Source organism: Brevibacterium oceani, from assembly GCF_013623835.1.
GTDB lineage: Bacteria > Actinomycetota > Actinomycetes > Actinomycetales > Brevibacteriaceae > Brevibacterium > Brevibacterium oceani.
This window is the reverse complement of sequence record NZ_JABKDE010000004.1, coordinates 151,028-163,918: the sequence shown is the minus strand read 5'-3', so window position 1 is coordinate 163,918 and position 12,891 is coordinate 151,028. Positions and strand designations below refer to the sequence as shown.

Sequence of the window (12,891 nt, the reverse complement as noted above, 5' to 3'; positions counted from 1 at the left end):
ACGACTTCGTGCAGGATGCCTTGTCCTGCGCCCGGAGGCTGTGAGCCGCATCGCATCGCCCACCCAGCGTGGAGCCAGACTTCGCGGTTAAGATTCTTTAGCGATGAACCAGGCATATTCTCCAGCGCGCAGACGGCACAGCCCCGCAAAGGGCATCACCGCATTGATCTTCGGGATCCTCTATGCGGCGTTCCTGCTTCTCCACGAACTGCTTCCGACGAGGATGGGCTTCGCGCTCGTCGTCGAGACGATCCTGCCGTGGACGGGGATCGTCCTGGCTCTCGTGCTGCTGATGACCCTCATCCGCTTCTCCTGGCTCTCGGCCATCGGGTTCCTCGTTCCTGCTCTCGTGTGGGCGGGCATGTTCGGGCCCGCACTGCTGCCGAACGAGGACTCCGGAGAACCCGACATCACGGTGGCCACCCACAACGTCGGTGCGCGGATGCCGCAGCCCACGGCCGCGGCGCAGAACCTCGTCGACCGCGACCCCGACATCGTCACGATCCAGGAGCTCGAGTCGCTGTCGGGCAAGATCATCCACAAGGAGCTCGACTCCTCGTTCGCCCATTCCCGGGTCCTCGACACCGTCGGGGTGTGGTCGAAGTGGCCGATGACCGAGCCCGAAGAGGTCGACCTCGGCCTGCAGTGGCCGCGCGCCTTCGCCACGACGGTTTCGACCGACCACGGCGACATCCGGTTCTATGCCGTGCACATGCCCTCGGTCCGTCCGGGGCATGAGTCCATGCGCAACGCCGCCCTGCGTCGACTGGCCACGACGGTGGAGACCGACGGGGCCGACCATGTCATCGTCGCCGGCGACTTCAACACCGCATCGACCGACAACAACATGTCCACGCTGGTTCCCCCGCTCACCGATTCGCGGGAACAGGCCCGAGGCGGCTTCGGCTTCACCTGGCCCGCACAGTTCCCCGTGACCCGGCTCGACCACATCCTCTACCGCGGCTTCGACGCCACCAGCGACGAGGTGCTCGACAAGGGATCGAGCGACCACCGTGCCGTGCTCGCCGGGTTGGACCTCAAGTAGGCCTTCAGCTGGTGCACCGGTTCAGCTGGTGCACTGCTTCAATTCGTACACTGTCCCGTCGGCTGCGGGGTGCGGTTGTTCGCCCCGGCTTCGAGTTCATCGGCGATCTCGGCGCGGGTGAGGGCGTAGCCGGTCTCGTCGTCGGTGGCCGAGCGTGCGAACACCATGCCGACGACCCTGCCCTGAGCATCGATGAGCGGGCCGCCCGAGTTGCCTTCGCGGACGATGCCGCGCACCGAATACACCTCACGGACGACCGAGCTCTCGTCGTAGATGTCGAGGCCGCGGGCGTTGATCTTCTCACGCACCCGCGTCGGTGAGATCGTGTAGGGGCCGTTGGCGGGGAACCCGACGACCACGGAGTCATCCCCCGGTCCGAGCCCGTCGCCGAAGTCGAGCGCGGGAGCCTCGAGTTCGGGAACCCGGAGGACGGCCACGTCGGCTTCGGCGTCGAATTCGACCACCTCGGCGGGATAGGGCCGCCCCTTGCCGCCGACCTGGACCGCCAGGTCCGAAGAGCCGGCCACGACGTGGGCGTTGGTGGCGACGAGGCCGTCGCGGTAGACGAAGCCCGAGCCTTCGGAGCCGGTCGGGCAGGTGGTGGCCGTGGTCGTGATCTTGACGACGGAGTCTTCGACGCTGCGGCCGACGTCGACCATGGCTTCGTCGGGTTCGCCGACACCGCGGATCTGTTCGGGTTGGCCCGAGAAGACCTGCGGGAATCCGGTGGCGCTGAGTCCCTTCGCCAGACCGCCGAGGGCCATCTGGGAGGAGTAGGGGATCGTACGGTCGATGGAGGCGATGACGGCGGAGTCCGCGACCCACCGGTTCGGTTCGACCAGCGGGGTGGTGCGGACGAAACCGGCGGCGAGCCACACGACCAGGACGTAGACGATGCCCGCGGTGATGGTGCCCCCGACTGCATCGATGCCCTGCCCGAGATCGGAGTCCATCGAGCGTTTGATCCACGCGCCCACGCCGCTGCCTGCGAATGCGAAGAGGACGCTGAGGACCAGCGGCATCGAGGCGAGCAGCATGAGGACGCCGGGGTTCTCCATCGCGGTCGTGCCCTCGCTCAGCGTTTCGACCAGCGGCGAGAGCAGGCGTCCGAGGATCCATCCGACGACGAATCCTGCGGCGGTTCCGAGCCCGGTGATGAAGCCCTGGCGGAAACCGGCGAAGAGCGCACCGATCCCGAGGACGATGAGGAGGATGTCGAGGACGGTCACTGCTGGTGCTTACCCGGCCGTTCTTCTCGACGCCGCCAGCAGACGCTCGCGGGCATCGGAGAACTGCTTGAGTTCGGCACGTTCGATCTTGCGCTCCTGGTCACCGCCGATGCCGGCGAGGACGCGCATCCGTGTCGTCGAGAGTTTCCCGGAGGTGCGGATCATGGTGCGCATCTCCTCTTTTCCGCCGGGGAACGATTTGGCCCAGTCGCGGCCGTTCTTCCGTCCCTTCCAGGTGCCGAGCATGTCGACCTCGGCGTGGGTGAGCCATCCCGAGTTCGCATAGTCGCCGAGCATGTTCTGCGTGTGCATCCGTTCGCTGCGGCGCAGCATGAGTCCGAGTGTCACCCACGCTCCGGAGAGGATGATGCTGAGGAGGATGAGGCCGATGATCTGTGGGAGCATACCGCCCATGATGTCACGGGTCAGCTGTCCCAAGACCCCGAGGAGCGTCATCGATCCGTTCCAGAAACCGTGGAGGAGGATGCCGACGATGAGGCCCGGCAGCCACATGAGGGCCGTCGCCCACCAGGGCCATTTGCGAGCCGCGAAGCCGATGGACACACCGGCGCAGGTCGAGAAGGCGATGTGCAGCAGCGGCGAGCCCAGGCAGCGCATGGCGAACGTCACGGCCAGTCCCCCGAGCTCACCGTCGTTCCATGACTGGCCGAGATAGAGGATGTTCTCTGTGAAGGCGAAGCCCGCACCGATGAGTGAACCGTAGACGAGTCCGTCGAGAGGTCCCTCGAAGTAGCGACGGGCGGCGAGGACGATGACGACGAGGAGGACGGTCTTCGTCGACTCCTCGACGGGTGGAGCTTGGAAGATGGCGCCGAGAACGTTGGGCACCCCATTGATGCCGACCATGTAGAGCGCGAGATCGGTGAAGAAGGAGAACACAAGGGTGAGGATGACCGCGGCGACAGCACCCCAGAGCAGGCAGATGCCGAGGAGGAGCTTCGGCTGAGGTTTCCACCGATCCAGCCAGAGCACATAGGCGACGATGCCGACGAGCGGAATGGCCGAGAGACCGATGAGCGCGAAGAGACGGACGCCGAAGCTGAATCCTCCGGCGATGGCGAGGAGGATCAGCCCGACGACGAGTACAAAGAGCACAAGGATGGCGGCGACGAGCCGGACGATGTTGCCGGTCGAGTCAGGCTCGGTCGGCGGCTGGTTCTGTCGGACCGCACCGGTCCATGGGGTCTCGGTGACCACCTGTTGGGGTGCCTGCATCCCCGCGCGGATCCGCATCTCCTGGGTCACGGTCGGGGCGAACCTGGGCTGGGCGTAGACGCGCGCCTGCGCCGGCGGCGGTTGCATCGGCGGCTGCATCTGCATCGGGGGCTGGGTCGGCATCGGCTGGCCCGGCATGGGTTGCTGAACGTACGCCTGCGGCTGGCCCTGCATCGGTGGCTGCTGGAACGGCGGCTGTCCCGGTGCTGGCTGCTGCTGCCGCGCCTGCTGGGTGCCCTGAGGCTGCGGCTGCTGGGTACCCTGCGGGCGCGGACGAAACCGATCATTGTTCTGCTGCGGCGGCACCTGCTGCGGCACCCCGTGGGCTGGCGGAGCGCCCTGAGTCCCGGGGCCCTGTACCTGGGGCGGCTGCGGGCGCCGCGGCCCTGGCTGGTTCGGGTCCTGAGGACCGGGACCGTTCTGTGCCGACATAGATCGTCCTTCTCACGTTGGGGGAATGCACCGCTCTCTTCTAAGTTTAGAGTCGAACACCGACATCACGTTGCCGAAGTTGTATCCGTCCAGTAACACTTCAGCGGACTGTCACCGCACGCGAATGCGCGCAGTGGGCCTGATCAGCCCCGCTCCGCGATCACCATCAGCTCCCACTCCGACGTACTCGACTGTGGAAGGAAGGGAAACGGAGCGGCCGCCTCGGCGGGGTCCGGCGTCGTCGAAATCATCAGATCCCCCGTTTCCCGCGGGTGACTCGCCACCTCGGGCCACGCCCACATCGGCGCCACTCGAGCGTGAAATCCTGTGGATGCAGAATCGTGTTTCCACAGGCTCACATTCGACCCTGGTCACCGTCTGTGTCCGCCGTGTCGAATCAAGGCATGACTACTTTCAGACTCGCATCGCTGCGCACCTTCCTGCTTCTCACCATCCTCACCGTGGCCTCCCTCATCGGGCTGGGACCGGCCATGGCCGCGGGTCCGCCGGTCAACCTCGGCGAGGTGCCCGTGCAGACCGCTCCGAACGCATACGGTCCCGGAATCTGGCATCACGCGAAACAGGGGAAGACCTGGTACGGCTCGTATCGGACCTTCCCCGACACTTCGTCTTACTGCATCGACGCCGGGAAGAAGTCCCCGCTGCCGAAGTACTTCGACGATGCGAAGTCCGAGCAGGTCACCACTGCGCAGACTGCGTGGGCACTGCACGAATACGCCGGCTCGACATCGAAGGATGTGCAGGCCGGGCTCAGCGCCATCGCCCGACTCGACACGGCGCTCCCCCACGACCACATGGTGCCGCCGCAGAAGCCTGCCGACTTGGGCAAGAAGTTCGCCGGTGCCGCGAAGAAGCACTCGTCGATCCTCGCGAAGGCGAAGAAGTACGCCGGTCCGTACACCCTCGAAGTCAGCCTCGAACCGGTCCTGCGAATGCCTGTGCTCGAACCCCACACCGCCCCGGAGTCCGCCTCTTCTCCTGACTCCTGGGCATCGGATTCGACCGACTCGGATTCGAGTGGCACAGATGCGAAGGGGCTCGGTTCCGAGGAAAACGGCCCCGGCGACGACAAGGACGACCAGGGCGACGACACAGGCAGGATCCTCGGCACTCCCACCGATGAGGCGACCCTGACGCTCTCGCTGCTCAGCGCCTCCGGGGCACACGTCCCCGACGTCCCAGTCACCCTCAAGGCGAGCGGCGCGAAGAACGCCCCGACGACCCTGACCACCGGGGATGAGGCAGTGACCGCGACGCTGCAGGCGAGCGCACCCGGCACACTCGCCGTGACTGCGAAGGCGAAGGTCGCCCCGCAGACCGTGCGGGTGTTCGAACCGACGTCGGGTACCCGGGTCCAGCGAGTCGTCACCCCGGACACGCCCGCCTCGGTCGCTGGAAAGGCTTCCGTGGACCTGAGTTCTCAGCCGAAGGTGACCACGGAGATCTCGGACCAGACGCCGACGCCCGGCGAGACCGTCACCGACGAGTTCACCGTCTCCGGACTCATCGGCGACCACACAGTCACCGTCGAACACACCCTGTGGCGGACGGCGACGGAGCCGAAGCAGGGAACGAAGAACGACGACGCCCGCGAAATCGGGTCGGTGACCTCGAAGGACATCGGCAACGGCACTCATACCTCCGGTGAGGTCACGGTGCCCGAGGACTTCCGCGGCTGGCTGTACTTCACCGAGACGATCGCCGGGGACAAGGCGACGAAGGAATGGAAGGGCATCCACGGCCAACCTCGAGAGACGGGGTTCGTCCCGTGGACTCCGACCGCCGACACCGAGGCGGTGCTCGAAGGAAAGCAGACCCACGACGAGGTGGCCGTGGCCGGGCTGCGGCCCGATTCCGAGGCTGTGGTCACCGTCACCGCCTACCACGTGGAGAGCGAACCCGAGCAGTCGGAGGAGCCCGAGGGCAAGGAGATCTCCACTCAGGACTTCACTGTCGTCGCCGATGCCGACGGTCGGGCCGAGATCAGCACCGAGGCCATCGACATGCCCGTCGGCTGGGTCACCTACGTCACGGCGATCGAGGGCAGCGACGTCAATGCGGAGTGGACGAGCGACTGGGGCGTTCCCGCCGAGACCGTGCACCGACCACCCGAGGAGAAGCCGAGCACTCCCCCGGCACCGCCGACACCACCGGAGGAACCGAGCTCGCCGCCGGCGCCGCCCGAGCAGCCAACCTCGCCTCCCGAGCAGCCGACCTCGCCTCCCGAACAGCCGGAGACCCCGCCGGTCGCACCGGTCGCCGAGACTCCCGCGGCCCCGGCCCCACCGGCCGAGCTGCCTCGAACCGGCACCACGGGCAACGGCATGCTCATCGGATTGGGCATCGTCCTCGTCGGCCTCGGGTCCACAATCCTGCTGATCTCCGGCAACCGCCGCAGAAAGGACTGAGTCCGGAATGAACACACTTCACCCCCGACCGCACTCAGGCGGACCGGGGGTGAAGCGTTGTCAGTCCTGCACCCATTCCTTCGCCCAGGCACGGGCACCGTTCATCATCAGGCCGACGTCGGCTCCGACGAGGACGAACGAGGCACCGGCCTCCAAGTACTTACGAGCCTGCTCGGGGTCGAAGGCATTGACGCCGACCGGTTTGCCGGCCGCGCGCACCGCCTCGAACGTCCGAGTCACCGCTGCGGTGACGTCCGGATGCGTCTGCTGGCCGAGCAGGCCCATCGAGGCGGCGAGGTCCGAAGGTCCGACGAAGACGCCGTCGATGCCGTCGACCGCGGCTATCTCGGCGGCGTTGGCGACCGCGGTCGCCGATTCGATCTGCACGGTCAGCGAAACGAGTTCCTCGGCTCGGCCGAGATACCCGTCCACGGCATTCCACCGGGAGGCCCTGGCCAGGGCCGATCCGACTCCGCGCACACCTTTCGGCGGGTAGCGGACGGCGGCCACGGCCGCCTCGGCGTCGGTCTTCGTGTCGACCATCGGCACGAGCAGATTCTGCGCACCGAGGTCGAGGAACTGCTTGATGAGCACCCGATCGTTCACCGGCACCCGCACCACGGGAGTGGCCGGATAGCCATTCATCGCGCGCAGCAGACTCGTCGTCGTCTCGAGACCGATCGGGGAATGCTCGGCGTCGATGAGCACCCACTGCATCCCGGAGGCCGCGGCGATCTCGGCGGCCACGGGCGAACCCGAGCACACCCACATCCCGGCCAGGTACTCTCCCTCGCCGAGGCCGGCCACCCGGTCGGCGAAGGTCTGCGGAAGTTCTAGGCGAAACGGCATGTGATGGCTCCCAGCTCTCCGTAGTCGGCGTGGACGGTGTCACCCGGATGGACCCACATGGGGCGGGTGAACGACCCGGCGAGCACGGTCTCTCCGGCACGGAGCACATCACCGTGTTCGGCGAGTTTGTTCGCCAACCACACGATGCCGCGGGCCGGATGGTCGAGTACGGCGGCCGCGACTCCCGAGTCCTCGATCGTCTCGTTGCGGTAGAGCAGCGCGTTCACCCGGCGCAGGTCCACGGCGTCGACGGTGATCGGACGACCGCCGAGGACCATCGCACCCAGCGCCGCGTTGTCGGAGATGGTGTCGACGATCGTGCGGCCCTCCATCTCGATGCGCGAGGACAGCACCTCGAGTGCCGGGACGACGTATTCGGTGGCGCGGAGGACGTCGAAGAGGCTGACATCAGGTCCGGCCAGCTCCTCGCGCAGCACGAAGGCGAGTTCGACCTCGATGCGCACGCCCGAATACTGCGCATGATCGATCACGGACCCGGTGTCGTAGACCTGGTCGGCGAAGATCGCCCCGTAGTCGGGTTCGGTGATGCCCGTGGCCTGCTGCATCGGCTTCGAGGTCAGGCCGATCTTGTGGCCGAACAGCCGACGGCCGGCAGCCTCACCGCGACGGCGCCATTCGTTCTGCACCGCATAGGAGTCCTCGACGGTCATATCCGGGAACTGCGAGGTCAGCCGCGGGATCTTCGTGCGGGTCCGCTCCGCCTCGGCGAGGTCGTCGGCGATCCTGGCGATCGTCGCTTCATCAAGCATGTGGTGTCCTTTCAGCGGTCAGTGCCTTCGAAGGTCAGAGCTGGTTGCCCAGCTTGCCCTCGTTCTCATCCGCGCGGGTGTAGGAGAAGCCGTCTGCACCGATCGTCACTGCCATCTCCGAATCGTCCGTGCGTGCATGCACCGGCTGTGGGTTGCCGTCGAGATCGAGGACGAGGGAGGCATCCGTGTACCAGGACGGCACGACGGGGTTGCCCCACCAGTCGCGGCGCTGATTGTCGTGGACGTCCCAGGTGACGACCGGATTGTCCGGGTCGCCGGTGTAGTAGTCCTGCGTGTACACCTCGACGCGGTGACCGTCGGGGTCACGCAGGTAGAGGTAGAACGCGTTCGAGACGCCGTGGCGGCCGGGACCGCGCTCGATCGAATCGGATCGGCGCAGCGCACCGAGCTTGTCGCAGATGGCGAGGATGTTGTGCTTCTCGTGGGTGGCGAAGCACACATGGTGCATGCGCGGTCCGTCGCCGCCGGTCATCGCCGTGTCATGGACGGAGGGTTTGCGGCGCATCCACGCAGCGTAGACCGTGCCTTCCTCGTCCTGGATGTCCTCCGTGACGCGGAAGCCGAGGTCCTGCATGTACTTCACCGCCCGCGGCACATCCGGGGTGACCTGGTTGAAGTGGTCGAGGCGGACGAGTTCGCCGGGGATGTGCAGGTCATAGCGCCACGACATGCGCTCGACGTGGTCGGACCGGTAGAAGAACTCGTACGGGAAGCCGAGCGGATCGACCACCCGCACGGAGTCGCCCACACCCTTGACGAAGCCGTCCGGGTTGCGGCGGACATCGCAGCCGAGTTCGGTGTAGAAGGCCACGGCCTTGTCGAGCTCTTCCGGGCTGCGGACCCGGTAGGAGAACGCGGCCACAGCTGCGACCTCGCCCTTGCGCAGGACGAGATTGTGGTGGATGAACTCCTCCGTCGAACGCAGGTAGAGCGTGTTCTCGTCCTCCTCGGTGACATAGAGTCCGAGCACGTCGACATAGAACTCCCGCGAGGCGGCGAGGTCGGTGACGACGAGTTCCATATAGGCGCAGCGGAGGATATCGGGCGGACTCGCCTGAGGTGTGGCGATGGGATTGTCCGTGACGATCGGCGCCTCCTGGCTGACGAAGTAGCCGGCCGAGGTCAGTGTCATATCTTCGCGATTGGTCATCTCCGCCTCCCTTACTTCCCGAAGACCGGGTTGTGGACCTCGCCGAGGTTGATGTGCACGGACTGCTGTTCCGTGTAGAAGTCGATCGACCGGTACCCGCCCTCGTGGCCGAGGCCCGAGGCCTTGACCCCGCCGAAGGGGGTGCGCAGGTCGCGGACGTTGTTCGAGTTCAGCCACACCATGCCCGACTCGACGGCCTGCGAGAAGTTATGCGCCCGCTTGAGATCCGAGGTCCAGATGTAGGCGGCGAGACCGTACTTCGTGTTGTTCGCCAGCTCCAGGGCCTCCTCGTCGGAGGAGAACGGGGTGATCGCGACGACGGGACCGAAGATCTCCTCCTGGAAGATCCGGGCCTCAGGGGCGACGTCGGCGAAGACGGTGGGCTGGACGAAGTTACCGGTCTCGAATCCCTCGGGACGTCCGCCGCCGGCGACGAGGCGGGCCTCGGTCTTGCCGATCTCGACGTAGGACATGACCTTCTCGAAGTGTTCGGGGTGGACGAGGGCGGCCACCTCGGTGTCGGGATCCGAGGGCAGACCGACCTTCACGCGCTTGGCCTGGGCGGCGTAGCGTTCGACGAACTCGTCGTAGACCGAGTCCTCGACGAGGATGCGCGAACCGGCGGTGCAGCGTTCCCCGTTGAGGGAGAAGACGCCGAAGATCGTGGCGTTGACGGCGGCTTCGAGGTCCGCGTCGGCGAAGACGACGGCCGGGGACTTGCCGCCGAGCTCCATCGACAGGCCCTTGAGCCAGGGTGCGGCGTTGGCGAAGATCGTCTGTCCCGTGCTCGATTCGCCGGTGAAGGAGATGAGCGGAACGTCCGGGTGCTTGACGAGCGAGTCGCCGGCGAAGCCCTCCTCACCGAAGCCGTTGACCATGTTGAACACGCCCTTCGGCAGTCCCGCCTCTTCGAAGATGCCCGGCCACAGGGAGGCCGAGAGCGGGGTGAACTCGGCGGGTTTGAGCACGACGGTGTTGCCGGTCGCGATCGCCGGTCCCAGCTTCCACGACTCGAGCATGAACGGGGTGTTCCATGGGGTGATGAGTCCGGCTACACCGATGGGCTTGCGGTTGACGTAGTTCGCCTGGCGGCCCGGAACCTTGAAGGCATCGTCGACCTGGGCGACGATGAGGTCGGCGAAGAAGCGGAAGTTCTCCGCGGCACGGGACGCCTGGCCCTTGGCCTGGGTGATCGGCAGACCCGAGTCGAAGGATTCCATCGCGGCGAGTTCGTCCTTGCGGGATTCGACGATGTCGGCGATGCGGTAGAGGATCCGGGCGCGCTCGCGCGGCAGCATCGTCGGCCAGGGGCCCTCGTCGAAGGCCGTCTTCGCCGCGGTCACAGCCGCTTCGATATCGGCTTTCTTCCCCGAGGCGGCGGTGATGTAGGGCTCGTTCGTCACGGGGTTGAGGACGTCGAACTCCTCCCCGTCGATCGAGTCGACGAACTGCCCGCCGATGTAGTGGCGGATCTTCTCCGGCAGTCCGGCCGGGGGTGTGATGGACTCTGTCATGATCTGTCCTTTCGTGAGTCAGTGTGCAGATCCGTGGCTGATTCTGCGGTCGTCTGGGAGTTCTGGAAGCTGTGCAGTGTGGCCGAGCGGTGCTCGCGCACGGCCCGTTCGACCTCCTGCGCCGAGGCGCGGGCACGGATGAGGGCGACGATGCGAGAGTGCTCCTCCACCGACTCCAGTGCCCGTTCGGGGACGAAGGAGAACGTCGAATCCCGCAGGTGGTTGAGTCGGTCCCATTCGAGTTCGACGAGGGTGCACAGCCGCTCGTTCGGGCAGCGCCGGTAGAGCGTTTCGTGGAACTCGTGGTTGAGCCGGGTGAATTCGGCCGGTTCGAAATCGTCGAGCAGTGCGCGCATCCGATCGTTGATCTGCTCCGCGGCATCGAGATCACCGGCACCGAGGTGGCCCTGCGCTTGGGCGACGGCCGCGGCTTCGAGGATCGCGACCGTTTCCATCGACTGGGTGTAGGACCCCTGGTCGACCATGGCCACGCGGGCTCCGACATTGCGCTCGAAGGTCACGAGACCGTCGGCTTCCAACCGGCGGATGGCCTCCCGCACCGGCACGACCGAGGTGTCGAGTTCGAGGGCGATCTGCGCGAGCACGAGCTTGTGCCCGGGCTGGTAGGTCTGATCGGCGACGCGTTCGCGGATCCACCGGTAGGCGGTTTCGGCCTTGCTCAGTGACGGCGGACCGGCCCCGGCAGTGGCTGCTGATTCGGTCTTCACCGGGAGGCCTTCCAGTCTTCGAACTTCGTCTTCCATTCGCCCTTGGGCGGGAAGAGTCCTTCGATCGGGTTGCCGGCGGCGACCTGTTCGGCCACCCAGCCGTCCTCGGTCTCCTTGGCCAGTGCCGCGTCGAGGACTTCTTCGACGAGGTCACGGGGGATGACGATGGCTCCGTCATCATCGGCGACGATGACGTCGCCGGGCAGGACTGTGGCGTTTCCGCAGGCCACGGCCACGTCGGACTCCCACGGCACGTGGCGGCGGCCGAGCACGGCGGGGTTCCTCGCGGTCGCGAACACGGGCAGGATGCCGGCCACCTCGGCGGAGTCACGGACTCCTCCGTCGGTGATGACTCCGGCGGCGCCGAGGGACTTCGCGCGCAGTGCGAGGATGTCGCCGAGTGTGCCGGAGCCCGATTCGCCCCTGGCCTCGATGACGATGACTTCGCCGGGTCGGATCGAATCGAAGGCCTGCTTCTGCGCGTTGTATCCCCCGCCGTGGGACTTGAACAGGTCCTCGCGGTTGGGTACGAAGCGCAGTGTCTTCGCGGTGCCGACGATCTTCGTTCCCGGCTGCAGCGGGGCGACCCCTTCGATGACGACGTTGTTCAGTCCCCGAGAGCGCAGCTGTGCCGACAGGCCCGCGGTCGGGGCGTCGGTGAGCTTGGCGACGAGGTCGGCGCTGAGGGCGTCATCTTCGGCAGGCAGCCCGGCGGCCTCGCGCGATCCCCAGGCGTCGACGGTCAGGGCCTCATCCACGGCGGGCGTGCTGCCGAGTGACTCGTCGAAATCACCGGGGCCTTCGACCACGGTCGTGGTCAGTCGCCCGGAGCTGCGCACTTCCCCGTTCGCCGAGGTAGCTGTGACCTCGACCTCGACAGTGTCCCCGGGGGCGACGACCGAGGAACCGGCGGGGGTGCCGGTGAGGATGACGTCTCCGGGTTCGAGGGTGAGGTGCTGACTGAGGTCGGCGACGATGCGCGGCAGGTTGAAGATCAGCTGCGCGGCACTCGTTCCGTCGTCCTGGACGATCTCGCCGTTGACCCAGGTGCGGATGCGCAGGGACTCAGGGTCCGCCTCGGCGGCGGGGATGAGTTCGGGACCGAGCGGGGTATAGCCGTCACGGGACTTCGAGCGCAGGTTCGACCCCTTGTCGGGGGTCTTGATGTCGTAGAGGCCGAAGTCGTTGGCCGCGGTCACTCCGGCCACATGGGACCAGGCATCGGTCTCGGTGACGCTGCGGGCGGCAGAGCCGATGACGACGGCGATCTCGCCTTCGAAGGCCAGCAGCGAGGTGCCGGCCGGGCGGGCGATCGTCTCCCCTGATCCGGCCACGGAGCTCGCGGCCTTGAGGAAGTAGGACGGCTGGGCGGGCCGCTTTCCGCGCTGCGCGGCCCGGGACTCATACGCCACATGAACGGCGATGATCTTGCCCGGTCGGGCGGGAACACCGGCTGGAGTCGACATCGATCTCACACCTCTTTTCGAT

At 66.7% G+C, this 12,891-nt stretch carries 10 protein-coding genes; 2 read left to right on the top strand and 8 right to left on the bottom strand.

Translation table 11 applies throughout. The features are described 5' to 3' along the window. Positions 1-103: 103 nt before the first annotated feature. The gene (locus HK401_RS10145; RefSeq protein WP_181274552.1) at positions 104-1,045 is read left to right on the top strand and encodes an endonuclease/exonuclease/phosphatase family protein; all 942 of its coding nucleotides are present in this window, start codon (positions 104-106) and stop codon (positions 1,043-1,045) included. 38 nt (positions 1,046-1,083) lie between these two features. On the opposite strand, the gene HK401_RS10140 is transcribed toward HK401_RS10145, so the two are convergent. Both HK401_RS10140 and HK401_RS10135 read right to left on the bottom strand, forming a co-directional pair. Then, positions 1,084-2,274, bottom strand: a complete 1,191-nt coding sequence (locus HK401_RS10140) for a MarP family serine protease (protein WP_181274551.1) — start codon at positions 2,272-2,274, stop codon at positions 1,084-1,086. Between the two features lie 9 nt (positions 2,275-2,283). Next, on the bottom strand, positions 2,284-3,942 hold the full coding sequence (locus HK401_RS10135; RefSeq protein WP_258234135.1) for a PrsW family intramembrane metalloprotease: 1,659 nt from the start codon (positions 3,940-3,942) through the stop codon (positions 2,284-2,286). Positions 3,943-4,346: 404 nt separating this feature from the next. Between HK401_RS10135 and HK401_RS10130 the strand changes: the two genes are divergently transcribed. Continuing rightward, entirely contained in the window at positions 4,347-6,371 is a 2,025-nt protein-coding gene (locus HK401_RS10130) for an Ig-like domain-containing protein (RefSeq protein WP_181274550.1), read from the top strand. A gap of 60 nt (positions 6,372-6,431) precedes the next feature. Here the strand turns inward: HK401_RS10130 and HK401_RS10125 are convergent, their stop codons facing one another. From HK401_RS10125 to HK401_RS10100, 6 genes are read right to left on the bottom strand one after another with little or no spacing between them, the layout of a single operon-like run. Continuing rightward, positions 6,432-7,220: an HpcH/HpaI aldolase family protein gene (locus HK401_RS10125; protein ID WP_181274549.1), complete on the bottom strand. Its 789-nt coding sequence runs from the start codon at positions 7,218-7,220 to the stop codon at positions 6,432-6,434. Then, positions 7,205-7,990 carry a fumarylacetoacetate hydrolase family protein gene (locus tag HK401_RS10120; protein WP_181274548.1) on the bottom strand — a complete coding sequence of 262 codons (786 nt, stop codon included), beginning with the start codon at positions 7,988-7,990 and terminating at the stop codon, positions 7,205-7,207. The genes HK401_RS10125 and HK401_RS10120 overlap by 16 nt, the downstream gene beginning before the upstream one ends. A gap of 34 nt (positions 7,991-8,024) precedes the next feature. Further along, entirely contained in the window at positions 8,025-9,161 is a 1,137-nt protein-coding gene (hpaD, locus tag HK401_RS10115) for a 3,4-dihydroxyphenylacetate 2,3-dioxygenase (RefSeq protein WP_181274547.1), read from the bottom strand. Between the two features lie 11 nt (positions 9,162-9,172). After that, positions 9,173-10,675: a 5-carboxymethyl-2-hydroxymuconate semialdehyde dehydrogenase gene (gene hpaE / locus HK401_RS10110; protein ID WP_181274546.1), complete on the bottom strand. Its 1,503-nt coding sequence runs from the start codon at positions 10,673-10,675 to the stop codon at positions 9,173-9,175. Further along, the gene (locus tag HK401_RS10105) at positions 10,672-11,403 is read right to left on the bottom strand and encodes a GntR family transcriptional regulator (RefSeq protein WP_309135957.1); all 732 of its coding nucleotides are present in this window, start codon (positions 11,401-11,403) and stop codon (positions 10,672-10,674) included. Before HK401_RS10105 ends, hpaE begins: the two co-directional genes overlap by 4 nt. Further along, positions 11,400-12,869, bottom strand: coding sequence for a fumarylacetoacetate hydrolase family protein (locus tag HK401_RS10100; protein ID WP_181274544.1), 1,470 nt, complete (start codon positions 12,867-12,869; stop codon positions 11,400-11,402). The genes HK401_RS10105 and HK401_RS10100 overlap by 4 nt, the downstream gene beginning before the upstream one ends. Positions 12,870-12,891 lie beyond the last annotated feature (22 nt).